We start from the raw sequence: 24,283 nt of genomic DNA, 5'->3' as shown, positions 1-24,283 counted from the left end.
CTCGACCCATGGAGCCGACGGTGGAGACGGTCGAACGCGGGACGGACCGGATCGCCCTGCAGGTGTACCCCGCGCCCGACGACGCCCCGACGCTCGCCGTGCTGTGGCCGGCGATGGGCGTGCCGGCCCGCTACTACCGCGCGTTCGCCGCCGACCTGGCCGCCGCCGGGCTCGCCGTGGTCGTCGCCGACCTGCGCGGCACCGGTGCGAGCGCGCCGCCGCCGTCGCGGGCCTCGCGCTACGGCCTGGCCGAGCTGACCGGCGACGTCGACGCGGTGCTGCAGCACCTCAAGCCGCGCCGGGCCGGGCGCCGCACGATCCTGGTCGGGCACTCGCTGGGCGGCCAGGCGTGCGCCCTGCATCTCGCCGCCGAGCCCGCCTCCGACGTGGCGGGGCTCGCGCTGCTGGCGGTCGGGGTGCCGTACTGGCGCCGCTACCCCGCCGGCCGACGCGTGCCGGTGCTGCTGCAGACCCAGACCCTCGGCGTGGCCTCGACCGTGCTGCGGGTCTGGCCGGGCTGGGGCTTCGGCGGCCGCCAGGCGCGCCGCGTGATCCAGGACTGGGCACGGACCGCCCGCACCGGCCGCTATCCGGCGCTGCACGGCGTGGACATGGAGGCGGCGCTGCGGCGGGTCACGACGCCGGTGCTGGCCGTCGACATGGCCGGCGACCGGTACACGCCGCCCGGCACCGTCTCGCGCCTGCTGGAGAAGCTCCCGGCCGCGCCGGTGACCCGCGAGCACTACGAGCCCGGGCCGCCGATCGACCACTTCCGCTGGGCGAAGCACGGCACCGCCCTGGCCGCCCGCGTGGCCGAGTGGACCACGACACTGACCTGAGCAACGGGAAACGGCCCCCGGCGAGACGCCGGGGGCCGTTTCCACACGGGCTCAGCGGTCCGAGGTGATCTCCTCGCGCTTCGGCACGCCGATGTCGTACGGCGCCGGCTTCGGCGTCGGGGCCGCCTTCTCGATCGGGTAGAAGAAGCCCTTCACCGTCGGCGCGAGCGCGCCGATGCGGTTCATCTTCTTCGGCACGACCCAGCCGGCGTACTCCAGGCCGTGGTGCCCGTCGCCCTCGATGGCGTGCTCGTCGAACGGCAGCGGCTGGTGTACCTCGATGAACCGGCCGTCCGGCATGCGCCGGATGATGCCGGTCTCGATGCCGTGCGCCAGGACCTCGCGGTCGTGCTGCTGCAGGCCGAGGGCGATGCGGTACGCGGTGTAGTACGCCAGCGGCGGCAGCACCAGGATGCCGATGCGCCCGGCCCAGGTCATCGCGTTGAGGCTGATGTGGAACTTGTCGGCCAGCACGTCGTTGCCGCCGGAGATCAGCAGCACGACGTAGAACGCGATCGCCATAGCGCCCAGCGCCGTGCGCAGCGGGTTGTCCCGCGGGCGCTGCAGCAGATTGTGCACCGCCTTGTCCTTGCTGAACCGCGCCTCGATGAACGGATAGAACATCGGCAGCATGGTCAGGATGCCGGGTAGCACCACCGTCGGCCAGAAGATCGGCGGGATGGTGTAGCCGTCACCCCAGCCAAACAGGTCGAAGCGGATCTCCCACGCCGGGAACAGACGCGTCGAGCCGTCCAGGAACATGACGTACCAGTCGGGCTGGCTCGCCGCCGAGACGACCGCGGCCTTGTAGGGCCCGAACAGCCAGATCGGGTTGATCTGGAACAGGCCGGCCAGCGCGGCGATCATGGCGAACACGATCATGAAGAAGCCGCCGGCCTTGGCCGCGAAGCCCGGGAACATCCGCACGCCGACCACGTTCTCGTTGGTCCGGCCGGGGCCGGGCCACTGCGTGTGCTTCTGCTTCACCAGCAGGCCCATGTGGACGCTGATGAGTGCGAGCAGCGCGCCGGGGATGAGCAGCACGTGGACGATGTAGAGCCGGTCCAGGATGACATCACCCGGGAACTCACCGTTGAACAGCGAGGTCGTCACCCAGGTGCCGACGATCGGGATCGACAGCATGATGGCGCTGGCGATGCGAAGGCCGGTGCCGGACAGCGCGTCGTCGGGCAGCGAGTAGCCGGCGAAGCCCTCGAGGAAGCCCATCCAGAACAGCAGCACGCCGACGATCCAGTTGGCCTCGCGCGGCTTGCGGAACGCGCCGGTGAAGAACACCCGGAACATGTGCACGACGATCGCGGCCATGAACAGCAGCGCCGCCCAGTGGTGCATCTGGCGCATGAACAGGCCGCCGCGCACGTCGAACGACAGGTGCAGGGCGGTGTTGTACGCCTGCGACATCTCCACGCCGCGCAGCGGGGTGTAGCTGCCGTCGTACACCACCTCGCGCATCGACGGGTCGAAGAACAGCGCGAGGAAGATGCCGCTGAGCAGCAGCACAATGAACGAGTAGAGGGCGATCTCACCCAGCAGGAATGACCAGTGGTCGGGGAAGACCTTGTTCAGCAGGCGTCGCAGGGGCGTGGCCGCCTGGAAGCGCTCGTCGAGCGCCTCCGCCGACTTCGCCGGCATGGCCCGGACATCGATCTTGCGCCTTTTCATGGCCGCTCCCAGAAGGCCGGTCCGATAGCAACCCGGTAATCGGACTTCGCTACGAAGTATCCCTCATCATCCACCGTGATCGGCAGTTGCGGCAGTGCCCGGCTGGCGGGACCGAAAATCGGCCGCGCGTTGTCGGTGATCTGGAACTGCGACTGGTGGCAGGGGCACAGCAGGCGGTTGGTCTGCTGCTCGTACAGGCTCGCCGGGCAGCCGGCGTGGGTGCAGATCTTCGAGTAGGCCACGAAGTTCTGCCACTGGCTGCCCTGGTTGGTGGCCTTGACGTTGCGCAGCGTCTCCTGCGCGTCCTGCTCGCGGAGGTGGATGAGCAGGGTGGGCGAGTCGCCGTACTTGTTCGTCGCCCCGCCGGGGATGCCGGGGAAGACGGTGATCTGGCCGCCGATGCTGACGTCGGCCGGGCGGATCGGGGTGCCGTCCTCGTGGGTGAGCCGGACCGGCTTGCCCCCGTTGTTGTCCGGGTTCCAGCCGGTGGTGAAGAAGATGTTCTCGCCGTTCTGCTTCGGTGCCTTGATCAGCGAGCCGACCAGGACCGCGCCGGCGGCCGCGCCCAGCGGGGCGGCGCCGGCCAGGAACGCCAGGCCGACGAACTTGCGGCGCTTGAGGCCGAGCTCGTCACCCATGTTGACGATCGTGGCCGCGGTGAGCCTCTGCTCGGTGCGGTCCGACGGGCCGTCGTGGCGCTCCTGGATCGAGACCTCCTCGGGCAGGAGCTTCTTCGACCACGTGATGATGCCCAGGCCCAGGGTCAGCAGGGCGAGGCCGAGCGTCGCACCGAGCAACGGGGTGTAGAACGGGAACAGCTTCTGGTAGGTCTCGTCGCCGTGGCCGTAGTGCCAGGGCCAGGCGATGTAGGCGACCACGAACGCAGTGCCCATGAGGCCGGTCAGCAGGAACATCAGGCCGAGCACGCGCTCGATGCGCTTCTCGGCCTTGGTGCCCGGCACCGGGAAGCGCGGCGCGTAGTGCACGATCTCGACGCCGTCGCGGCGCGCACCCTCCTTGACCAGGTCGAACCGGGTCAGGCGCGGGTCGCTCGCATCGAACTGCTCCTGCTCGGGAGCGGTTTGGGTGGTCATGACTTCCCTGCAATCCACAGCGTGGCGAACACGAGCGCCGCGATACCGATGAGGAAGATGACGAGCCCCTCGGGAACCGGGCCGTAGCGGCCGATGTTCCAGCCACCGGGGTCGCTCTGCGAGTTCTTGTTGAGGTTCTGGACGTACGCGATGATCGCGGCCTTGTCGTCCGGCGACAGCTGGTTGTTGCCGAACACCGGCATGTTCTGCGGGCCGGTCAGCATGGCGCCGTACATGTCGCGGTTGGTCGAGTGCTGCAGCGTCGGGGCGAACTTGCCGGAGGACAGCGCGCCGCCGCCGGTGGAGAACCCGTGGCACGAGGAGCAGTTGACCCGGTACAGCTCGCCGCCGTGCGCGAGGGTCTTCGGGTCCGTCTGCGCCTTCTTGACGTCCGCATCGAGGCTCGACGCGCTCGGCAGCTGCGGTCCGCCGCCCAGCTCCTGGATGTAGGCGCCGATGTCGGCGGCGTCCTGCTCGCTGAGCTGCGGCTGCTTGCGCTGGGCCTGCGCCTCCTGGCGGGCCAGCGGCATGCGGCCGGTGTTGACCTGGAACTCGACGGCCGCGGAGCCCACGCCGATCAGGCTGGGGCCGCGGTCCTGCACGCCCTGCGCGTTCGTGCCGTGGCAGGTGATGCAGCTGTACTCGTACAGTTCCTTGCCGTGCTGTGCCTGTGCCGACAGGACGGGCGTCTCCTCGGCGCGGCCGACGCCGGGAGCGTATGCGCTGTAGAGGCCGCCGACCAGCGTGAGCGCGGCGACCAGGCGCACGGCCGCCGACAACCGCCTGCGTAGCTTGCTCCGGGCCGCGCGCGCGCCACCCGGCACCAGCCGGGCAAGCGGCCGCTTGCTCTGCTCAGAAGTCATGGCCTCACCTTTGTCGTCATCACCTATGAGTCTTCGGTAGTGGTCCTGGAGGGGTGGTCCGGAGCGTGACGCGCGGCCGGGACCGTCACTGCAAGAAGTAGATCATCGCGAAGAGTGCGATCCAGACCACGTCGACGAAGTGCCAGTAGTACGACACGACGATCGCCGCCGTCGCCTGCGCCGGCGTGAACCGGCCCATCGTCGTGCGGATGAGGTAGATGACGAAGGCGATGAGGCCGCCCGTGACGTGCAGGCCGTGGAACCCGGTGGTCAGGTAGAACATCGAGCCGTAACCGTCGCCGTTGATCTTCACGCCCTCGCCGACCAGGTTGCGGTACTCGTTCACCTGCCCCAGCACGAAGGTCAGGCCCATGATGAACGTCAGCGCGAACCAGCGCCGCAGGCCGTGCACGTCACCGCGCTCGGCGCGGAACACGCCGATCTGGCAGGTGATGGACGACAGCACGAGGATGATCGTGAATGTCAGGGCGTAGGGGATGTTCAGCACCTCGGTGTGCTTCTCCCACAGCTCCGGCGCGGCGGCGCGGATGGAGAAGTACATCGCGAACAGCGCCGCGAAGAACATCAGTTCGCTGGAGAGCCACACGATCGTCCCGACACTGACCATGTTGGGCCTGGTCAGTGAGTGGATCTGGCTCTTGGCAATCGCTGGGGCCGCAGTCACGTCGTCATTATTGCCCCCGATCATCATCAGGTTTGCGCGGGGTCCACCAGACACGGACGATTCGTGCGGCGGCATAGTCTGTGTACGTGTTCCACGCACTCGTAACCGCAGGTGAACCCGGTCCCGTGTCGGCCTCGACGCTGCTGGGCTCGTTCCACGTGTCCTGGCTGACGCTGGTGCTGCTGGCCGCCGCGGGGCTCTACCTGGCCGGCGTGGTGAAGCTGCACCGCCGCGGCGACCGGTGGCCGGTCGCGCGCACGGTGCTGTTCCTGTTCCCGGGCCTGGGCTCGATCGCCGCCGTGACGATGAGCGGCGTCGAGGAGTACGACACGGCACTGCTGTCGGTGCACATGGTCCAGCACATGATCCTGTCGATGATCGCGCCGATCTTCCTGGCCCTGGGCGCGCCGGTGACCCTCGCGCTGCGCACGCTGCCGGCCCGGGGGCGGCGCTGGCTGCTGGCCGTGGTGCACTCGCGCGCGGCCCGGATCCTGGCCTTCCCCCTCGTGGCGTTCGGCTTCTTCGTGGTCACGCCGTTCGTGCTCTATTTCACTGGTCTCTACGAGCTCACCATGCGCCACGAGTGGGTGCACGAGCTCACACACGCGCATTTCATCGCGGTGGGCTGCCTGTTCTTCTGGCCGCTCGTCGGCCTCGACCCGCTGCCCGGGCGGTGGCCATACCCGGCGCGCGCCCTGCTGATGTTCCTGTCCACGCCGTTCCACACCGTGCTCGGGCTCACCATCATGCAGAGCAAGACGCTGCTGGGCGGGGACTGGTATCCGTCGCTGCACCTGAGCTGGGCCGACCCGGTCGCCGACCAGGTGGTGGCGGGCGGGATCCTGTGGGCCGGCGGCGAGTTCGTCTCGGTGACGATGCTCGCGGTGCTCGTCGTGCAGTGGATGCGCCAGTCCGACCGGGAGGCCAAGCGCGTCGACCGCCAGCTGGACCGCGAGGAGCGGCAGCGGCGGGAGGAAGAGGAGTGGTCGGCCCGCACGGGAATCGCGATTTCCGCTGACGGTACGATCCCGGGGGCAGACGCCACACGAGGAGCAGCGCGTACATGAGCGAGCACATTGTCCTGCTGTACAGCGACGACCCCGAGGTCCGCGACCGCATGCGGCTGGCCATCGGCACCCGCCCCGCGGCCGACCTGACGGTGCGTTTCGTCGACGCCTCGACCTATGCCGAGGTCGTGAAGCTCGTCGACGACACCGACGTCGACCTGCTGGTCCTCGACGGCGAGGCCACCCCGGGCGGCGGCCTGGGCATCGCGCGGCAGCTCAAGGACGAGATCGCCGACGCGCCCCCGGTCGTGCTGGCCATCGCCCGCGCCGCGGACCGCTGGCTCGCGTCCTACGCCAAGGTCGAGGGCACGATCATGTACCCGCTGGACCCCGTGACCACCGGGGAGACCGTCGCCGCCCTGCTCCGCGCATACCCCGCCATCCGCCGGTAAGTAGGACACCCCCTCTGGAGGCCGCCATGGGCGACCGCACCTGGCCGACGCTGCTCACCGCCCTGCTGCGCGGGGAGGACCTCTCCGCCGAGGACACCGGCTGGGCGATGGGCGAGATCTTCTCCGGTTCGGCCACCCCCGTGCAGACGGCCGCCTTCGTCATCGCGCTGCGGGCGAAGGGTGAGACACCGGCCGAGGTCGCCGCGTGCGCGGAGACGATGCTCACCCACGCCACCCGCGTGCCGATCTCCGACGAGCTGCGCAACGCCGCCGTCGACATCGTCGGCACCGGCGGCGATCGGGCCAACACCGTGAACATCTCCACGATGGCCGCGGTGGTGACGGCCGCCGCCGGCGTGCCGGTGATCAAGCACGGCAACCGGGCCGCGTCCTCCTCGACCGGCGCCGCCGACCTGCTCGAGCGGCTCGGGGTCACCATCGACCTGGGCCCGGAGGACGTCGCGCGCTGCGTCGACGAGATCGGCATCGGCTTCTGCTTCGCCGCGCGCTTCCACCCAGCCATGCGCCACGCGGGCGTGCCGCGTCGCGAGATGGGTGTGCCGACGGTGTTCAACTTCCTCGGCCCGCTGACCAACCCGGCGCAGCCCACGGCGGCGACCATCGGCTGCTTCGACCTGCGGATGGCGCCGGTCGTGGCGGACGTGATGGCCGGCCGGGGGTACTCCGTGCTGCTCGTGCGCGGCGAGGACGGCCTCGACGAGTTCACCACCGCCGCGCCGACCCGCGTCTGGGTGGCCACCGGCGGGCGGGTCACCGAGACCGTGATCGACAGCGTCGACCTGGGCCTGCCCCGCTCGGCCCCCGGCGACCTGCGCGGCGGCGAGCCGGAGCACAACGCCGACGTCGCCCTGCGGGTGTTCGCCGGCGAGGGCGGGCCGGTGCGCGACGCGGTGCTGCTCAACTCCGCCGCGGCGCTGGCCGCCCGAGAGGGGCTGGACGCGTCCGACCTGGCCGGACAGCTCAGGGCGGGCCTCGAGCGCGCGGCCGCGGCCGTGGACTCGGGTGCGGCGACGGCGCTGCTGGAGCGCTGGACCGCCTTCAAGGCCTCCTGACCGATCCCCGACCCCCTCCGGCGTGTTGGTGACGTACATCTCCATTCCAGCCGCCCCTCGAAAAGTCACATGACACGCGGGGGCGGGTCCCTCGACGGGCGGCGCGGCGGTGGGACCGTGGCGGCATGGAGCTGCGCTGCGACACCTGCGACCGGGTGCGGATCTTCGAGCGGCCGGCCTGCGCCGACCACCCCCGATCGAGCTGCCCGGACCGGGCCTGCACGGCGTGCGGCGCGGCGATCGTGGTGGCGCCGGTGATCCTGCTCATGGACCGGCGCCCGCGGGTGCTGCTGCGCCGAGCGGCCCGTCGCGCCGCCTGAACTTCCGTTCAGCTACCGGCCAGTACCGCTTGGCGCAGGAATCCGCCGGACTTCATATCGACGCGGAACAATCCCCGCCATGAAGCTCCGGCGCCTCGCCATCCCCCTCACCGCCCTGCTGATCGCCATCGGCGTCGCCACCGACGCCCACGCCGCCGTGCCCGCCGACAAGCCGGCGGTCATGTCCTCCTGGTCGCAGCCGACCGCGGCCAGCTTCAACTCCTGGAACTCCGCCCGCCAGCACCAGTCGGACTGGGCCGCGTACGGCTTCGACTGGACCACCGACTACTGCTCGGACAGCCCGGACCAGCCCCTCGGCTTCGACTTCCGGCTGCCCTGCCAGCGCCACGACTTCGGCTACCGCAACTACAAGTCGATCGGCGCGTTCCCGGCCAACAAGAGCCGCATCGACGACTCGTTCTACTACGACCTGAAGGCCAAATGCGCCACGTACAACGCCTTCGTGCGCCCGGCGTGCACGAGCCTGGCGTGGACGTACTACCAGGCCGTCAAGGCCTTCGGCAGCGTCGCGGTGAGCGACGCCGCGCTCGACCGCGCAGCGGACCTGCTGGCCAAGGGCCAGGCGGCGCAGGCACAGGCCGAGGCCCGGGCCTAGGGCACGAAAAAGGGGCCCTCCTCGCGGGGGCCCCTTCTCGTTCTCGCCGGCTCAGTGCTCGGCGCCGCGCCGGCTGCCGGTGTAGTACTCGAACATGAGGCCGCAGGTCGCGAACAGCACCGCGATCAGGCCCACGGCGACGAGCCACCACTGGTCGAAGGCCAGGCCGAGGCTCGCGATCACCGCCGAGAACGCCAGGCCGACCGGCCAGTAGCTGCCCGGGCTGAAGAAGCCCAGGTCGCCCGCGCCGTCGGAGATCTCCGCGTCGCTGCGGTCCTCCGGGCGGGGCTCGATGCGCCGCGAGATCAGCCACAGCGCGCCGCCGATCATCGTCAGCAGCAGGCCGGACAGGATCAGCGCGACGACGCCGATCCACTCGATGCCCCGGTGGCCGGACTGCTCGGGCGACGCGATGTTGGTCCACCAGGCATACAGGCCGGCCATGGCGAACACGAACAACGCCAGCACGAAGAAGAGACGGTTCTCAGACTTCATCGCCGTTCGCCTCTCAGCTCGAGGACCGCTTGGTGCGGTCGGTGTCGAACGGGTGGGTCGTCGTCGCGTAGCCCTGGTTCGGGAAGCCCAGCGAGGCGAGCGCCTCGGGGGTGCTCTTGCCCGAGGTGCGCAGCGTCAGGTACTGCGAGTACTGCTCCGGCGTCACGACGCGCATCTCGAAGTTCATCATCGAGTGATACGTCCCGCAGAGCTCCGCGCAGCGCCCGACATATGCGCCCTGGGCGTTGTCCTTGAGCTTGATCTCGAACCTGTTCTCCACGCCCGGGATGACGTCCCGCTTGAACAGGATGTCCGGCACCCAGAACGAGTGGATGACGTCCCGCGAGGTCTCCTTGAACTGCACCGTCTTGCCCGCCGGCAGCACCAGGACCGGGATGTAGTCGTCGGAGCCGACCGTCGTGATCGGCTTGCCGTCCGGGCCCTTGGAGTCGCTGTAGACGAACTGCCAGTTCCACTTGGAGGCGACGACCTCGACGTTGACGTCGGGGTTCTTCGACAGCCGGTCGACGTCGGTCTGGATGACCGCGGTATAGAAGAACAGCACGGCGATGACCACGAACGGGGCCACCGTGTAGAGGATCTCGAAGGGCATGTTGTAGCGCGTCTGCGGCGGCAGCTCCTCGCCCCGCTTGCGGTAGCGCACCACGCACCAGAAGATCAGACCCCACACGAAGACACCGACGGCGAGCGCCGCGACGACCGACCCGATCCACAGGTCGTACATCCGGTCACCCTGCTCGGTGATGCCCTTGGGCCAGCCGAAGCCGTTGAACGTGTCCTCGACGGAGCAACCGGCGAGCAGGGTCGTCGCCCCGACGGCCGAGACGGCGAGCCCGATGGCGCGCGCGGGGCTCAAACCTCTTGAGACCACCTGCTCCTGCCTCCTTAGCAGCGCCGCGGAAGCAATCTTGAAGGAGCTTCGCACGGCAAGCCTCACCAACGCTGGCGAGCGTACTCGACCATGTGCGGTCCGCCCGGCTTGGGGTCGCCGTGTCCGGGTCGCGATACCGTTGCCCAGGTGGGCGTCTACTTGGACTCGGCCACCGCCGCTCCCCCGCATCCCGTTGCCCGGCAAGCGTTTCTGGCCGCCGTCGAGGACGGCTGGGCCGATCCCGGCCGGCTCTACACACCCGCCCGCAGGGCCCGTCACCTGCTCGATGCCGCCCGCGAGACGGCCGCCGCGGTCCTCGGCGTCCGCCCGGATGAGCTGCAGTTCACCCGCGGCGGCACCGATGCGGTGCGCCGCGCGGTGGCCGGCGTGCGGCGCTCCCGCGGCCGCCGCCTGGTGGTGCACAGCGCGGTCGAGCACTCCAGCGTCATCAAGGCCGCCGGCGGGGACTCGGGCGCCGACGCGGTCTCCGTGCCCGTGTCGCGGACCGGGGTCGTGGACCTGGATGCCCTGGAAAAGGCGCTGAGTTCTCCGGAAGTGGCCCTGGCCGCGGTGCAGAGCGCGAATCATGAGGTGGGAACGGTGCAGCCGGTCGCGGCGGCGGCGCGGATCTGCGCCGACGCCGGGGTGCCGCTGCTGGTCGACGCCGCCCAGTCGCTCGGCCGCGCGAGCGTGCCCGCGGGGTGGTCGCTGCTGGCCGGCAGCGCCCGCAAGTGGGGCGGCCCGGCGGGCGTCGGGCTGCTGGTGGTCCGCAAGGGCACCCGGTGGGAGTCGCCCTGGGACGAGGGCACACCGGACGTGCCCGCCGTGGTCGCGGCCGCGGCGGCGCTGCGGGCCGTGGCCGAGCAGGCCGATTCGGAGTCGGTACGCCAGGACGCGCTCGTCGACGAGATCCGCCGCACGGTGGCGGCGACCGTGCCCGACGTGGAGGTGGTCGGCGAGCCGGACGAGCGGCTGCCGCACATCGTCACGTTCAGTTGCCTTTATGTCGACGGTGAGGTGCTGCTGCAGGCGCTGGACCGGGCCGGCTTCGCGGTCTCCTCCGGCTCGGCGTGCACCTCGGACACCCTGCGCCCGTCGCACGTGCTGGCCGCCATGGGGGTGCTCACGCACGGCAACGTGCGCGTCTCGCTCCATAGTGGAGTGTCCACCGAAGACGTGCGCCGGTTCCTGGACGTGCTGCCGGGCGTGGTCGCCGACGCGCGGGCGGAGGCGGGACTGTGACGATGGTCATCGACGCGCTGGGCAAGCGCTGCCCGCTGCCGGTCATCATGCTTGCCAAGCTGGCCGCCGATCAGCCACCGGGCACCGAAATCGCGGTGCTCGCCGACGACCCGGCGGCGGCCGTGGACATCCCCGCCTGGTGCCGGATGAAGGGGCACACGTTCGTCGCCACCGAGGGCGACCGGCACACGGTGCGTCTCTAGGCGTTGCTGGTGGTGCGCAGGCGGCGGATCAGCAGGTAGGCCTCGCAGCCCAGGCAGAGCCCGAAGAAGCCGTTGAGGAACGCCGCCACCAGGGCGAACGCGGCGAAGACGACGCCCAGCACGGTCGCGCCCGACAGGTATCCGACGACGGCGACGGCGGCGAAGACCAGCCCGACCGCCTGTGCGAACCGGACCGGGGCCGGGTCCTCGCGCTCGGCCGGCGGGGCCAGGCGCGGCGCGACGAGGTAGCGGTAGAGCAGTGCGTACGGGGTGCGGCGCGGGTCATAGGCGCCGATGGCGAAGATCACTGCCTGGGCGAGGGCGAGCCAGCCGCTGCCGGTCAGCAGTACCACCACGAACACCACCGTGGTGATGACCGCGGCGAAGCGGGGTCCGCGCGGGTCCAGGCCCGGGACGGGAACGTTTGCACTGGTCATGACGCCAGGACCTCCGTGACGGTGCGGCGCAGGTCCGCGCGATCGGGCACGCCGACGGTGCGGCGCGCGACGCGGCCGCGGCGGTCGACGACGAGCAGGGTGGGCAGGCGCCAGATGTCGAGGTGCCGCACGGCGTCGAGATGCGCGTCGGCGTCGACCTCGACGTGGCGCACGCCCGGCACGTCCTCGACCAGCCCGGCGCAGACGGCCCGGACCTGCCGGCAGGGCGCGCACGTGGCCGAGGTGAAGTGCAGCAGCACCACGCCGCCGGGACCGCCGGACGGCAGCAGGCCGGGTGGCAGATCTCCCCCGGAAGCGCGAAGGCGACCGTAGCGGGCCCGGTAGACCAGGCCGGCCACGGTCGCCGCGGCGAGCACCGCCAGGACCACGTACATCACGGCGGCAACGATACTCTCAACCCCTATTAACTCGATAGGGATAGTGAGCCGGACGTCAGGCGGGCAGATGCGCCCGGATCTCGTCGGCCGGCGCGTCACCGTAGGTGTCGGCCAGACGCTTGGTGAACTCGTCGCGCTGGATCGCGTACTCCTGCGGCCCGACGGTCTCGAGGACCAGCGCCGCGACCATCGAGCCGGTCTGCGCGGCCCGCTCCAGGTCCAGCCCCCACGACAGGGCGGCGAAGAAGCCCGAGCGGAAGCCGTCGCCGACGCCGGTCGGGTCGACCGTCTGCACACCGCGGATCGCCGGGACCCGGATCTCCGCGTCGAGGCTGCGGCTGCGGATGAGCACGCCGTCCTTGCCCAGCGTGGTGATGAGGATGCCGACCCTGTCCAGCAGGTCCTCGGTCGTGAGGCCCGTCTTGGACTCGAGAAGCTCCTTCTCGTACTCGTTGGTGAGCAGGTAGGCCGCCTCGTCCACCAGCTTGCGGATCTCCGAGCCCGGCATGATCGCGAGCTGCTGCGAGATGTCGGCGGCGAACGGGATGCCCAGCTCGCGGCACTCCTCGGTGTGGCGGAGCATGCCGACCGGGTCGTTGGCGCCGATGATGACCAGGTCGAGGCCGTCCACGCGCTTGCCGACCGGCGAGAGCTCGATGTTGCGCGCCTCGGACATCGCGCCGGCGTAGAACGAGGCGATCTGGTTCATGTCGTCGTCGGTGGTGCACACGAACCGGGCGGTGTGCGCGACCTCGCTGACGTAGATCGAGTCGCAGTCCACGCCGTGGCGGGTCAGCCAGCTGCGGTAGTCCTCGAAGTCGGCGCCGACGGCGCCGACCAGGATCGGGCGCAGGCCGAGCAGGCCCATGCCGAAGGCGATGTTGGCCGCAATACCACCGCGCCGGACCGTGAGGTCGTCGACGAGGAACGACAGCGACACCTTGTGCAACTGGTCGGCCAGGAGCTGCTCCGCGAAGCGCCCCGGGAAGTGCATCAGGTGGTCGGTCGCGATCGAGCCGGTGACGGCGATCTTCATGGAGAACCTCGTTGGGTCGGGCGACTGGTGGAAACGAGCCTGGACAGACTACCCCCCGCGCCTCGGCGCTGCTCAGACGCCAACCGGCCGCCCACGTGCATCTCTGGGCGGCCGGTTCGCGATGTTGTGTTGTTCTTTCGACCCGTTGCCACGGGTCGTGAAGATCAGTGGAACGAGTCGCCGCAGGCGCACGAGCCCTGGGCGTTGGGGTTGTCGATGGTGAAGCCCTGGGCGTCGATGCGGTCGGCGAAGTCGATCGTCGCACCGGTGAGGTAAGGCACGCTCATGCGGTCGACCACGACCTCGAAGCCGTCGTAGCTGCTGACCTTGTCCCCGTCGAGCGCACGCTCGTCGAAGAAGAGCTGGTAGCGCAGGCCCGAACAGCCGCCGGGCTGCACCGCGACGCGCAGCCGCAGGTCGTCCCGGCCCTCCTGCTCGAGCAGTGCCTGCACCTTGAGAGCGGCATCAGCGGTGAGGCCGATGCCGGCCGGGTTGTCCGTCTGCTTGGGCTCGGCAAGCTGCGAAGCGGTCACGATCAAGCTCCCTGCGGTGATGTCTACAGTTCCTCCGAGGTCAAACGCCACGGCGTCCGGAGGCATTCCCTCTCATAGTGACACGGTTTTCGCTAGCGGCTCCACTGCCGGGCCAGCCGTTGTCCCAGTTCGCGCAGGCCGTCGGCCGGTCGTGCCATGGCCGTCGCCACGCTGCCGAAGTGCTCCACCAGGGAGTGTGCCTCGGTCACGCCGATCGAGGCGGCCTCGCGGCGGCCCGCGTCGACCCGGCCGGCGAGCACCACACAGGGCACTCCGAGATCTCGTGCGGCGTTCGCCACACCCGCCACGACCTTCCCGCGCAGCGACTGCTCGTCGAAGGAGCCCTCGCCGGTCACGACCAGGCCGGCCCGGTCGAGCTCGTCGTCGAGGCGGGCCAGCCGCCGGACCAGGCCGATGCCCGGCTCGACCCGGCCGCCGAGGGCCAGGATCGCCGCGCCGAGGCCGCCCGCCGCGCCCGCACCCGGCAGCGCGGCCAGGTTCGCCGGCGCGCCCGGGAGCGTTTCCAGCACCTGGGCGAACGTGGTCAGGGCGCCGTCGAGCAGGAACACGTCCTCCCTGGTCGCGCCCTTCTGCGGGCCGTAGACGGCGCTGGCGCCGTGCAGGCCGAGCAGCGGGCTGTCGACGTCGGTGGCCGCCACCAGCGTCGCCTCGCGCAGGCGCGGCGCGCCGCCGAGGGAGGCGCAGGCGGACAGGGCCGCTCCCCCGTAGGGCAGCGCGAACCCGGCCGCGTCCAGCGGCGCGGCGCCGAGCGCGGCGAGCAGCCCGGCCCCGCCGTCGTTGGTGGCACTGCCGCCGAGGCCGACGACGACCTCGCGGGCGCCGACCTCGAGCGCGGCGAGGACCAGCGACCCGAGGCCGAAGGTCGTGGTGTGCTTCGGATCACGTTCGGCCTCGGCGAGCAGGTGCAGCCCGCAGGCCTCGGCGCTCTCGACGTACGCGGTCTCGCCGTCGAGCAGCACATGGCCCTCGGCCGGGCGGCCCAGCGGGTCCGTCGTCGGCACCGCGAAGCGCTTGGCCTCGGGCAGCGCCGCGGCGAGGACCTCGCCGAACCCGGGCCCGCCGTCGGACAGCGGGAGCCGGACGAGCTCGTCGCCCGGCTTCTCGGCCAGCCAGCCGGCGGCGAACGCCTCGGCCGCGGCGACCGCGGAGATCGTGCCGGCGAACTTGTCCGGGCACACGAGCACACGCATCCGGTCATTGTGCACGTCACAGTCCTCTGAGTGACGCAGCGTGGGACGATCGAAGTGTGACCTGGGCTGAACCTTCGTCAACCGCCACCGCGCTACTGCTGCTGGGCCGCGGCACCGACCCCGACACCGAAAAGGGCGTCGAGTGCCCCGGCGATCTGCCCGCACCGAGCGACCCCGGCCTGGTCGAGCGCGCCCGCGCCGCCAAGGCCGCCCTCGGCGACCGCGTGTTCGTGCTGGGACACCACTACCAGCGCGACGAGGTGATCCAGTTCGCCGACGTGACCGGCGACTCCTTCAAGCTCGCCCGCGAGGCCGCCGCCAGGCCCGAGGCCGAGTTCATCGTCTTCTGCGGCGTGCACTTCATGGCCGAGAGCGCCGACATCCTGACCTCCGACGCGCAGCGGGTCGTGCTGCCCGACCTCGCGGCCGGCTGCTCCATGGCCGACATGGCCGTGCTCTCGCAGGTCGAGAAGGCCTGGGAGCGTTTCGCCGAGCTCGGCATCGCCCAAGATGTGGTGCCCGTCACGTACATGAACTCCTCCGCCGACATCAAGGGGTTCGTCGGGCGCAACGAGGGCGTCGTGTGCACCTCGTCCAACGCCGAGACGGCGCTGCGCTGGTCGTACGAGCAGGGCTCCAAGGTGTTCTTCCTGCCCGACCAGCACCTCGGGCGCAACACGGCCGTGCTCAAGCTCGGCATGCAGCTGTCCGACTGCGTGCTCTACGACCCCCACAAGCCCGGCGGCGGGCTGACCGACGAGCAGCTGCGCGACGCCAGGATGATCCTCTGGCGCGGGCACTGCTCGGTGCACGGCCGCTTCTCGCTCGACGCGGTGGAGGACGTGCGCGCCCGGGTGCCCGGGGTCAACGTGCTGGTCCACCCGGAGTGCCGCCACGAGGTGGTGACGTCGGCCGACTACGTGGGCTCCACGGAGTACATCATCCGCGTGATCGATGCGGCGCCCGCCGGCTCGGCCTGGGCGGTCGGCACGGAGCTCAACCTGGTCCGGCGGTTGGCCATCGCCCACCCCGACAAGCAGATCATGTTCCTGGAGCGCAACGTCTGCTACTGCTCGACGATGAACCGCATCGACCTGCCCCACCTGGTGTGGGCGCTGGAGGAGCTCGTCGCCGGCCGCGTGCCCAACCAGATCACGGTCGACCCGGAGACGGCGCACTACGCGCGCGTCGCGCTCGACCGGATGCTCGCCCTGCCGTAGCCCGCTCGCGTTTCCGCAGGGGCCCGCCCTCGGCGGGCCCTCGCTTTTTCCGCAGGGGCCCGCACGACTGCGGGTCCCTGCTTTGTTTCTGCACGTGCTTCTGCATCGGCCTTCTGCATCTGCGCTGCGCATAGGAACCCATCACCCTCTGTGGTGATCCGTGCCCGAGTCACGTCTTCGTGCCAGGGGTGACGTGCGGCCGACTTCTGCATGCAGTAGATGTGGATATGCTGCGCGGGCGACGCGGTGCGGCTTTACGCATTTCCGTCACGCTGTGTCAGCGCCTTGCTTCTTTTGATCCTGCCTGCAGGAGGGGTTCCGTGACCAACTACGACGCCGGTGACGTCCTCACCGTGCACGGCGGCACGCCGCTCAACGGCGAGCTCCGTGTGCGCGGTGCCAAGAACCTCGTCTCCAAGGCGATGGTGGCCGCGGTGCTCGGTGAGACTCCGAGCCGGCTCTACGACGTCCCCGCCATCCGCGACGTCGAGGTGGTCACCGGCCTGCTGGAGCTGCACGGCGTGAAGGTCACGCGGGGCGAGCTGGACGGCGAGCTCATCTTCGACCCGTCCAACGTCGAGTCGGCCAACGTCGATGAGATCAACGTCCACGCGGGCTCGAGCCGCATCCCGATCCTGTTCTGCGGCCCGCTGCTGCACCGCCTGGGCCACGCGTTCATCCCGGACCTCGGCGGCTGCAACATCGGCGGCCGCCCGATCGACTTCCACATCCAGGCCCTGCGCGAGTTCGGGGCGGTCGTCGACAAGTCCGAGAAGGGCATGGACATCACCGCGCCCGACGGCCTGCGCGGCGCCAAGCTGGAGCTGCCGTACCCGTCGGTCGGCGCCACCGAGCAGATCCTGCTCACCGCGGTGCGCGCCGAGGGCGTCACCGAGCTGCGCAACGCCGCCGTCGAGCCCGAGATCATCGACCTCATCTGCGTGCTGCAGAAGATGGGCGCGATCATCAAGGTCCACACCGACCGCGTGATCGAGATCCAGGGCGTGCCGCGCCTGACCGGCTACAACCACCGCCCGATCCCGGACCGCATCGAGGCCGCCAGCTGGGGCGCCGCGGCCCTGGCCACCCGCGGCGACGTGTTCGTGCGTGGCGCGCGCCAGGCCGACATGATGACCTTCCTCAACCTGTTCACCTCGGTCGGCGGCGCCTTCGAGATCGACGACGCCCCCGGCACCGGCGGCATCCGCTTCTGGCACCCGGGCGGCGAGCTCAAGGCCGTGGCCATGGAGACCGACGTGCACCCCGGCTTCATGACCGACTGGCAGCAGCCGATGGTCGTGGCGCTGACCCAGGCGCGGGGCCTGTCGATCGTGCACGAGACGGTGTACGAGCGCCGGCTCGGCTACACCGCCGCGCTGAACCAGATGGGCGCCACCATCCAGACGTACCGCGAGTGCCTGGGCGGCACCCCCTGCCGCTTCGGCCGCCGCAACTTCATGCACTCCGCCGTGATCGCCGGCCCGTCGAAGCTGCACGCCGCCGACCTGGTCATCCCCGACCTGCGCGCCGGCTTCAGCCACCTGATCGCCGCCTTGGCCGCCGAGGGCACCTCCCGCGTCTACGGCGTGAAGCTCATCCAGCGCGGCTACGAGGACTTCGAGGGCAAGCTCAACGCCCTCGGCGCCCACGTAGAACTCGGCTAACCACCCAGGACAAACCCAGCAAAATCGGGGCGGGCGAAACATTTCGCCCGCCCCGCCGCACACCCGCAGGACCACGCAAGCCCGCCACAGGAAAGCGCACGCGTCGCGCGAAGCGCCCACAACCCACCGCGCCCACCGCGCGAAGCGCCCGCAGAACACACCAGCCACCGCGCGAAGCGCGACAAGAAGTGGCCGCGCAGCGGCCATGGGGGGTGCGGGGTGGCGAAGCCCCCCGCCCGCGCCCCGAGCGAAGCGAGCGCCAGGCAAGAACAAAACCCGCAACCACCGCGCGAAGCGCCCACAAGAAACCGCACGCGTCGCGCGAAGCGCCACAGGGACCCGAACCGACGGTGCTGATCTCGCGGTGCGTCGGCTACCCTTCGTGGCGTGCCGTCGCTGTTTCGTCGCAAGTCAGAAGAGCCCGCCGCCTCCGTCGCCGTGAGCGACGCCGAGGCGGATTCGTCGCTGGGCGCCAAGGGCGTCACGCCGAGCAAGCGTGACCTCGGGCAGAAGACGCCCAAGCGGGTCGTCGCCGGCCGTCGCGTGGCCGAGCCGCCCGCGGCCAACCGGCGGGAGGCCGCCAAGCGGCTGCGTGAGAAACAGCGGCAGGAGCGCGTCGAGGCGCGCGAAGGCATGGCCAACGGCGAGGAGCGCTTCCTGCTCGCTCGGGACAAGGGGCCCGTGCGGCGGCTGGTGCGCGACATCGTCGACTCCCGCCGGACGATCGGCACCTTCTTCTTCGGCACCACGTTCCTGGTCATGATCGTCGGGTTCAACCGCAGCCTCAACCAGTCCATCTACACAGCGGCCAACGCCCTGTTCTTCCTCATGCTGCTCGCGACCGCCATCGATGGCTTCATGATCTCGCGCAAGGTGAAGAAGCTGGTGCAGGAGCGGTTCCCCGACGCCAAGGAGCGGATGGGCTCGCTCTACCTGTACGCGATCATGCGCTCGATCTCGTTCCGCTTCATCCGCAACCCGAAGCCGCAGGTCAAGGTGGGTCAGAGCATCTGATCCACCCTCGCCTCCGCGACAGGCGGCCGGCCGGGCGAGACGGGCCTTCCGGACACGTTTCGGCTGCGGCGGTGGCGGTGGAGGGGCTCCAAGCCTTACCCTCCCTTCGCGACCGGACCACGATTTTTCACCGGGTAGGCGCGTGGCGGGCGCCGGTGCATATTGGTGCCGGAGTGTGGCGAGGAGAGCGAAGCTGTGAGCGACGAGTACCCGGGGGAAGAGCCGGGAACCGCCGCGCCCTCCTGGGCGGCCGTGCCTACCGTGCCGTGGGGACGAGTACCGGAACAGCGACGCGACGACGCCGAACGGCGTGGCCGGCAGCAGCACCGCGGCCAGGGCCCCGACCAGGGCGGGTACGACCAGCGCTATTACGACCAGGGCCCTGACCAGGGCGGCCACCCGCAGCACCAGGGCCGGCCCGGCCCGCAGGCGCGCGGCCGCGACTACCCCGAGCAGCCCGACCGCCGCGGCTACGACGACCCGCGCGGGTACGACGACCGCCGCGGCCACGACGGGCCCCGCGGGCACGACGACCGGCGCGGGCACGACGACCGCCGGGGCTACGACGAACCGCGCGGCTACGACGAGCGTCGCGGGCACGACGACCGGCGCGGGTACGACGAGCGCCGCGGCTATGACGACCCGCGCGGGTACGACGACCGCCGGGGCTACGACGACCGGCAGGGCTACGACGAGCGCCGCGGGCGCGACGACCGGCCGGGGTACGACGACCGCCGCGGCTACGACGAGCCCCGCGGGCGCGGCGGCGACCCGCGCGACCCCCGCGCCTACGGCGAGCGCCGCGGCCCCGACCCGGCCGGGCACCCCCGTCCGCAGGGCAACGCGTACGGCCGCCCGCGCAGCCGCGCGCTCGACGAGCCGACCGACGAGGTGCCGCGCGTGCGGCGCAGCAACCCCGGGCATCCGCGCGCCAACCCGCACGCCGGGCCGCCCACGCCGCCGCCGCGCTCCGCGGGCCGCGCCACCGTCGGCGCGCCCGTCGACCAGCCCGGGCGTCCGGGACAATCCGGAAAGAACGGCCCCGGCGGCCGCTCGTCCGGCGGCGTCTACGGCGCTCCCCGCAACGAGCCAGTCAGCGACGCCCCGGTGAGCGACGCCCCGGTGAGCGGTGTCCCGGTGAGCAGCGCCCCGGTCAGCAGCGGACCGCTCCCCAACGCGCCCGTGAGCAGCGGACCGCTCAGCAACGCCCCGGTCAGTGGCGGGCCACTGAGCAACGCGCCCGTGAGCAGCGGGCCGCTCTCCAATGCACCGGTCGGCAGCGGACCGCTCGGCCACGGGCCGCTCGACTCCGCGCCGATCGCGCCCGAGCCGCCCCGCAACGCACCGGTCAGCGCGGCCCCGGTCTCCGCGGCGCCCGTCAGCGCGGCCCCGGTGAGCAGCGCCCCCGTCAGCAGCGTCCCGGTGAGCGGCGTCCCGGTCAGCGGGGCGCCGATCAGCGGCGGGCCCCTCGGCGACCCCCTGAGCGGAGAAATCATCAGCAGCGCACCCGTCGGCCACGCGGCGCCCGACAACGCGCCCGTGAGCAGTGGGCCCCTGAGCGGCGCGCCCCTGAGCGACGCGGCCGGTGAGCGGCCCGCGGAGGCCCCCGTCAGCGCGGCGCCCGCGAGCGCGCCGCCGGGCGGTGCCTCGGGATCCGGCATCCGGGTCGAGTTCGTGGACGTCGCCGACGCGCCCTCGCCGGCCGTTGCGTCGAATACTTCGATGGGGTCCTACCGGTCGGCGCAGCTGACCGGGGCCGGGGTCGACGGGCTGCAGGCGACCGGATACCTGCCGATAGTGCGCCCGGGCGCCGAAGGCTTCCCGCCCGAGCTCGCGGCCATCGCACCGACCTCGCCGCCCGGGCCGCGCGCCGAACCGGCGCAGGGGCCCGACCCGGAGCAGGTGCTGGCCACGTTCGTGTGGCGCTTCGACCCTGACACGCTGCGCGAGCAGATCGAGGGCGACGAGGTCACGCAGCTCACCGACATCCGCGACCAGCTGACCTCGAAGCTCAACGGGGTCGCCGACAACCCGACCCGGGCCCGGCTGCTCAGCCTGCGCGCCGTCGTGTCGCGCATCCTCGGCGACCTGCCGAAGGCGTTCGCGGACGGCAAGCTCGCGCTCGCGCACGCCGAGGCCACCGGCGAGCTGCGGCGCATCGCGATCGCGCAGGCCCGCCTGGCGCACGTGCTGCAGTGGCGGGAGGAGTTCGAGGAGGCCGACCGGCTGTTCACGCTGGCCAACTCCTCCGAGCTGCCGGACCGGCTGCGGGCGACGATGCACCAGCACGCGGGCCGTTGCGCCTACGACCAGGGCCGCTACATGGAGGCCTGCAACCACTTCGAGCGGGCCCTGGACCTGCGCAAGGAGGAAGACCCGGAGCTCATCGCGCAGACCGAGCTCGCGCTCGACGCGGTGTTCCGGCGGGTCGCCGAGAAGGGGTGGGGGCCCTACCCGCGCACGCGGGACGAGATCCTGAAGATCCGCAAGGCGCCGGCGCCGGCGTTCGACGAGCAGACGCAGCGCTGGGGGTACATAGAGTCCGACGGCAACTTCGTCATCGGGCCCGGGTACCTCGACGTGCAGCCGTTCCGCGACGGCGTCGCCTGGGTGCACCGGCAGGGAGCCCAGAACTGGGAGCTGATCGACGACACCGGCCGGGTGCTCATCGAGCCCGCGGTTGGGTACATCGGCGTGGGCAGCTTCTCCGACGGCGTGGCGTGGGTCTCGCGCGACGGCACCACCCACTGGATCGCGATCGACAAGAACAACACCGTGCTCATCTCGACCGGCTACGACGACGTGCGGCCGTTCCGCCGGGGCGTGGCCGCGGTGCGCCGCGGGCGGCACTGGGGCGCGGTCGACAGCGTCGGCCGGGTCGTGGTGCAGTTCCAGTACGACGGCTTCGCCACGGCGCTGCTGGACGGCCGGTACATCGACGGCTTCAGCGACGAGGGCCTCGCCGTCGTGTCGCTGGACGGGCGCAAGGGCATCGTGGACCGCTCCGGGCGGGTGCTGGTGCCGCCGGTGCACCACACGCTCATGATCCACCCGGTGGCGTTCCTGTTCGTCGACGACTCACAGCGGTGGGGCGCGCTCGACCGGCGCGGGCGGACCATCATCCAGCCGACCTTCGCCAGCCGGACCGCCGTCACCGGTGAGATCGACCGGTTGCTGGCCGACACCCGCCCGGTGATGTAACACACGCGTGAACGGCTTCGCATAGGGTTTGTGCATGGAGTTTCGACACCTCGGCCGTTCCGGTTTGCTCGTCAGCGAGATCTCGTACGGCAACTGGATCACTCACGGCTCGCAGGTCGAGGCGGATCAGGCCACCGCTTGTGTGCACGCCGCGCTCGACCTCGGCATCACCACGTTCGACACCGCCGACGTCTACGCGGGCACGCGCGCCGAGGTGGTGCTCGGCGATGCGCTGAAGGGCCAGAACCGCGACGGTCTGGAGATCTTCACGAAGGTCTTCTGGCGCACCGGCACCGGCCGCAACGACAGCGGGCTGTCGCGCAAGCACATCATGAAGTCGATCGACGGGTCGCTGCGCCGGCTGCAGACCGACTACGTCGACCTGTACCAGGCCCACCGCTACGACCACAACACACCGCTCGAGGAGACCATGGAGGCCTTCGCCGACGTGGTGCGCAGCGGCAAGGCGCTGTACATCGGCGTCTCGGAGTGGCGGGCCGAAGAGATCCGCGCCGCCGCGAAGCTCGCCAAGGAGCTGCACATCCAGCTGATCTCCAACCAGCCGCAGTACTCGGCGCTGTACCGCGTGATCGAGGCCGAGGTCGTGCCGGCGTGCGAGGAGCTCGGCATCGGCCAGATCGTGTGGTCGCCGCTGGCCCAGGGCGTGCTCACCGGCAAGTACAAGCCGGGTCAGCCGCCGCCGGCGGGCTCCCGGGCGACGGACCAGAAGTCGGGGGCCAACTTCATCTCCCGGCTCATGGGCGAGGACGTGCTGGAGGCGGTACAACAGCTGCGTCCGCTGGCCGAGCAGGCCGGCCTGACGATGGCACAGCTCGGGGTGGCCTGGGTGCTGCAGAACCCGAACGTCTCGTCGGCGATCGTCGGCGCGACCCGGCCCGAGCAGCTCGAGGACAACGTCAAGGCGTCGGGGGTCAAGCTCGACGCGGAGCTGCTCAAGCGGATCGACGAGGCCCTCGACGCGGTGATCCAGCGGGACCCTGCGCTCACGCAGAGCCCCGCCAACCGTCCGTGACCGCCGGCGAAGCGGCTAGTAGGGGCTACCAGAATCTGAAGTAGGCGGCGCCATCGGAGGCCAGGAAGCTCGGCAGCCCGATCAGGTCTCCGATGGCGTACACCAAGCTGAAGAACCAGCCGTTGATCCGCGGCGAGAACAGCAGCGCGATGAGGATCAGCATGCCGAAGGGCGCGACATGGTTGAAGCCGCGCTTCCACTCCGGCGACAGCCACGGGTAGACGAGGTTGCCCCCGTCGACCCCCGGCATCGGCACGAAGTTGAGCACACTGGCCGTGAGCTGCAGAAACGCCAGGAACGCCAAACCCGCCCAGAACGGGTAGTGGCCGGTGACGTCCACGCCGAAGGAGAACGGCAGCACCAGCAGAATCGCCAGCACCAGGTTGGCCGCCGGGCCCGCGAAGCTCACCAGGCTGTCCAGGAACCGGCTGCGGATCGCGCCGTGGTTGACCCAGACGGCGCCGCCGGGCAGGCCGATGCCGCCGATGAGGACGAACAGGAGCGGGAGCACGATCGACAGCAGCGGGTGCGTGTACTTGAGCGGGTTGAGCGTCAGGTACCCGCGGTGCGCGACGTCGTCGTCGCCGCCCTTGTAGGCGGTCAGGGCGTGCGAGTACTCGTGCAGGCACAGCGAGACGGTCCAGCCCGAGGCGACGAACAGGAACACATTGACCCGATCGCTGCCCAACCCGAGATAGGCCATCGCGCCGCTGACGGCCAGCAGCGCGACGAGCCCCAGGAAGAGTGCGCTGGGGCGGAACGCTTCGCGGGGCAGCCCGCCGACCCGGCTTCCGTAGCGCCCGTACGACATGCTCAGCCCCCGGCCGGCAACAGGCTCATCTTGTACTCCGTGCGGTCGTCCTCGGTGAGGATCGCCGTAGACGCGCCCTTGGCGACCAGCTCACGCCAGGTCTGGCCGAGCCACGACTCCGCGTCGGACTGGCTGGAAAACGCCTCGTTCGGGCCATCGACGGGCCTGCTCTCGGCGTCTTCGAACTGCCATGTCCACGCCATGGTCACACTCCTGTCCCAGTTGAAGACTTCGAGCGTATCGGCTGCGTGGCCCTGAGCC

The 24,283-nt window shown here is 70.9% G+C and carries 27 protein-coding genes; 13 read left to right on the top strand and 14 right to left on the bottom strand.

Features of this window, described 5'->3' with window-relative positions; genetic code table 11:
• Positions 1 to 8: 8 nt before the first annotated feature.
• Positions 9 to 839 carry an alpha/beta hydrolase family protein gene (locus tag ABD901_RS21235; RefSeq protein WP_345128843.1) on the top strand — a complete coding sequence of 277 codons (831 nt, stop codon included), beginning with the start codon at positions 9 to 11 and terminating at the stop codon, positions 837 to 839.
• 51 nt (positions 840 to 890) lie between these two features.
• Here the strand turns inward: ABD901_RS21235 and qcrB are convergent, their stop codons facing one another.
• The 4 genes from qcrB to ctaE all read right to left on the bottom strand — a co-directional run bounded on the left by qcrB (position 891) and on the right by ctaE (position 5,164).
• Positions 891 to 2,522, bottom strand: coding sequence for a cytochrome bc1 complex cytochrome b subunit (gene qcrB / locus ABD901_RS21230; protein WP_345128842.1), 1,632 nt, complete (start codon positions 2,520 to 2,522; stop codon positions 891 to 893).
• On the bottom strand, positions 2,519 to 3,616 hold the full coding sequence (gene qcrA, locus ABD901_RS21225; RefSeq protein WP_345128841.1) for a cytochrome bc1 complex Rieske iron-sulfur subunit: 1,098 nt from the start codon (positions 3,614 to 3,616) through the stop codon (positions 2,519 to 2,521). Before qcrA ends, qcrB begins: the two co-directional genes overlap by 4 nt.
• A complete protein-coding gene (gene qcrC, locus ABD901_RS21220) occupies positions 3,613 to 4,479 on the bottom strand; it encodes a cytochrome bc1 complex diheme cytochrome c subunit (RefSeq protein WP_345128840.1) in 867 nt (288 codons plus the stop codon). The genes qcrA and qcrC overlap by 4 nt, the downstream gene beginning before the upstream one ends.
• 85 nt (positions 4,480 to 4,564) lie before the next feature.
• Entirely contained in the window at positions 4,565 to 5,164 is a 600-nt protein-coding gene (gene ctaE / locus ABD901_RS21215; RefSeq protein WP_345128839.1) for an aa3-type cytochrome oxidase subunit III, read from the bottom strand.
• 125 nt (positions 5,165 to 5,289) lie between these two features.
• Between ctaE and ABD901_RS21210 the strand changes: the two genes are divergently transcribed.
• From ABD901_RS21210 to ABD901_RS21190, 5 genes are all read left to right on the top strand, one after another.
• The gene (locus tag ABD901_RS21210) at positions 5,290 to 6,231 is read left to right on the top strand and encodes a cytochrome c oxidase assembly protein (RefSeq protein ID WP_345128838.1); all 942 of its coding nucleotides are present in this window, start codon (positions 5,290 to 5,292) and stop codon (positions 6,229 to 6,231) included.
• Positions 6,228 to 6,623, top strand: a complete 396-nt coding sequence (locus ABD901_RS21205) for a response regulator (RefSeq protein ID WP_345128837.1) — start codon at positions 6,228 to 6,230, stop codon at positions 6,621 to 6,623. Before ABD901_RS21210 ends, ABD901_RS21205 begins: the two co-directional genes overlap by 4 nt.
• A gap of 26 nt (positions 6,624 to 6,649) precedes the next feature.
• Positions 6,650 to 7,696 carry an anthranilate phosphoribosyltransferase gene (gene trpD, locus ABD901_RS21200; protein WP_345128836.1) on the top strand — a complete coding sequence of 349 codons (1,047 nt, stop codon included), beginning with the start codon at positions 6,650 to 6,652 and terminating at the stop codon, positions 7,694 to 7,696.
• Positions 7,697 to 7,821: 125 nt separating this feature from the next.
• Positions 7,822 to 8,016 carry a hypothetical protein gene (locus ABD901_RS21195; protein WP_345128835.1) on the top strand — a complete coding sequence of 65 codons (195 nt, stop codon included), beginning with the start codon at positions 7,822 to 7,824 and terminating at the stop codon, positions 8,014 to 8,016.
• 79 nt (positions 8,017 to 8,095) lie between these two features.
• Positions 8,096 to 8,632: a phospholipase gene (locus ABD901_RS21190; RefSeq protein WP_345128834.1), complete on the top strand. Its 537-nt coding sequence runs from the start codon at positions 8,096 to 8,098 to the stop codon at positions 8,630 to 8,632.
• Between the two features lie 51 nt (positions 8,633 to 8,683).
• Here the strand turns inward: ABD901_RS21190 and ABD901_RS21185 are convergent, their stop codons facing one another.
• Together ABD901_RS21185 and ctaC are read right to left on the bottom strand one after the other, a co-directional pair.
• Entirely contained in the window at positions 8,684 to 9,127 is a 444-nt protein-coding gene (locus ABD901_RS21185; RefSeq protein WP_345128833.1) for a cytochrome c oxidase subunit 4, read from the bottom strand.
• A gap of 13 nt (positions 9,128 to 9,140) precedes the next feature.
• Complete coding sequence (gene ctaC, locus ABD901_RS21180) at positions 9,141 to 10,019, bottom strand: aa3-type cytochrome oxidase subunit II (protein WP_425556704.1); 879 nt, start codon at positions 10,017 to 10,019, stop codon at positions 9,141 to 9,143.
• A 147-nt stretch (positions 10,020 to 10,166) separates the two neighbouring features.
• On the opposite strand from ctaC, the gene ABD901_RS21175 reads away from it, so the two are divergent.
• Complete coding sequence (locus ABD901_RS21175) at positions 10,167 to 11,261, top strand: cysteine desulfurase family protein (protein ID WP_425556703.1); 1,095 nt, start codon at positions 10,167 to 10,169, stop codon at positions 11,259 to 11,261.
• 2 nt (positions 11,262 to 11,263) lie between these two features.
• Positions 11,264 to 11,464, top strand: coding sequence for a sulfurtransferase TusA family protein (locus ABD901_RS21170; RefSeq protein WP_345128860.1), 201 nt, complete (start codon positions 11,264 to 11,266; stop codon positions 11,462 to 11,464).
• On the opposite strand, the gene ABD901_RS21165 is transcribed toward ABD901_RS21170, so the two are convergent.
• The 5 genes from ABD901_RS21165 to ABD901_RS21145 form a co-directional block, all read right to left on the bottom strand.
• A complete protein-coding gene (locus tag ABD901_RS21165; protein WP_345128830.1) occupies positions 11,461 to 11,901 on the bottom strand; it encodes a DUF4395 domain-containing protein in 441 nt (146 codons plus the stop codon). The two genes, ABD901_RS21170 and ABD901_RS21165, sit on opposite strands and share 4 nt — an antisense overlap.
• A complete protein-coding gene (locus ABD901_RS21160; RefSeq protein ID WP_345128859.1) occupies positions 11,898 to 12,296 on the bottom strand; it encodes a TlpA family protein disulfide reductase in 399 nt (132 codons plus the stop codon). The genes ABD901_RS21165 and ABD901_RS21160 overlap by 4 nt, the downstream gene beginning before the upstream one ends.
• Positions 12,297 to 12,354: 58 nt before the next feature.
• Complete coding sequence (locus ABD901_RS21155) at positions 12,355 to 13,335, bottom strand: carbohydrate kinase family protein (protein ID WP_345128829.1); 981 nt, start codon at positions 13,333 to 13,335, stop codon at positions 12,355 to 12,357.
• A gap of 164 nt (positions 13,336 to 13,499) precedes the next feature.
• Positions 13,500 to 13,868: a HesB/IscA family protein gene (locus ABD901_RS21150; protein ID WP_345128828.1), complete on the bottom strand. Its 369-nt coding sequence runs from the start codon at positions 13,866 to 13,868 to the stop codon at positions 13,500 to 13,502.
• Positions 13,869 to 13,960: 92 nt separating this feature from the next.
• Entirely contained in the window at positions 13,961 to 15,079 is a 1,119-nt protein-coding gene (locus tag ABD901_RS21145; protein WP_345128827.1) for a glycerate kinase family protein, read from the bottom strand.
• Positions 15,080 to 15,135: 56 nt separating this feature from the next.
• Here ABD901_RS21145 and nadA point away from each other — a divergent pair, with 56 nt between their 5' ends.
• The 3 genes from nadA to ABD901_RS21130 all read left to right on the top strand — a co-directional run bounded on the left by nadA (position 15,136) and on the right by ABD901_RS21130 (position 18,977).
• Positions 15,136 to 16,299, top strand: a complete 1,164-nt coding sequence (gene nadA, locus ABD901_RS21140; RefSeq protein ID WP_345128826.1) for a quinolinate synthase NadA — start codon at positions 15,136 to 15,138, stop codon at positions 16,297 to 16,299.
• Between the two features lie 320 nt (positions 16,300 to 16,619).
• Positions 16,620 to 17,963, top strand: a complete 1,344-nt coding sequence (murA, locus tag ABD901_RS21135) for a UDP-N-acetylglucosamine 1-carboxyvinyltransferase (RefSeq protein ID WP_345128825.1) — start codon at positions 16,620 to 16,622, stop codon at positions 17,961 to 17,963.
• 387 nt (positions 17,964 to 18,350) lie between these two features.
• On the top strand, positions 18,351 to 18,977 hold the full coding sequence (locus ABD901_RS21130; protein ID WP_345128824.1) for a DUF3043 domain-containing protein: 627 nt from the start codon (positions 18,351 to 18,353) through the stop codon (positions 18,975 to 18,977).
• Positions 18,978 to 20,044: 1,067 nt separating this feature from the next.
• Here ABD901_RS21130 and ABD901_RS59070 read toward each other — a convergent pair.
• Positions 20,045 to 20,473, bottom strand: coding sequence for a pentapeptide repeat-containing protein (locus ABD901_RS59070; RefSeq protein WP_380139986.1), 429 nt, complete (start codon positions 20,471 to 20,473; stop codon positions 20,045 to 20,047).
• Positions 20,474 to 20,699: 226 nt separating this feature from the next.
• Between ABD901_RS59070 and ABD901_RS59065 the strand changes: the two genes are divergently transcribed.
• Together ABD901_RS59065 and ABD901_RS21120 are read left to right on the top strand one after the other, a co-directional pair.
• On the top strand, positions 20,700 to 22,178 hold the full coding sequence (locus ABD901_RS59065; protein WP_425556707.1) for a WG repeat-containing protein: 1,479 nt from the start codon (positions 20,700 to 20,702) through the stop codon (positions 22,176 to 22,178).
• Between the two features lie 34 nt (positions 22,179 to 22,212).
• Positions 22,213 to 23,211 (top strand): aldo/keto reductase family protein, encoded by a 999-nt coding sequence (locus ABD901_RS21120; RefSeq protein ID WP_345128822.1) that lies wholly within the window; start codon positions 22,213 to 22,215, stop codon positions 23,209 to 23,211.
• Between the two features lie 25 nt (positions 23,212 to 23,236).
• On the opposite strand, the gene ABD901_RS21115 is transcribed toward ABD901_RS21120, so the two are convergent.
• Entirely contained in the window at positions 23,237 to 24,022 is a 786-nt protein-coding gene (locus ABD901_RS21115) for a site-2 protease family protein (RefSeq protein WP_345128821.1), read from the bottom strand.
• A gap of 2 nt (positions 24,023 to 24,024) precedes the next feature.
• Entirely contained in the window at positions 24,025 to 24,225 is a 201-nt protein-coding gene (locus ABD901_RS21110; protein WP_345128820.1) for a hypothetical protein, read from the bottom strand.
• Positions 24,226 to 24,283 lie beyond the last annotated feature (58 nt).

It is taken from the genome of Dactylosporangium darangshiense (assembly GCF_039537565.1).
In the GTDB taxonomy this organism is placed as follows: domain Bacteria; phylum Actinomycetota; class Actinomycetes; order Mycobacteriales; family Micromonosporaceae; genus Dactylosporangium; species Dactylosporangium darangshiense.
This window is presented reverse-complemented; position numbering and strand designations above follow the sequence as displayed.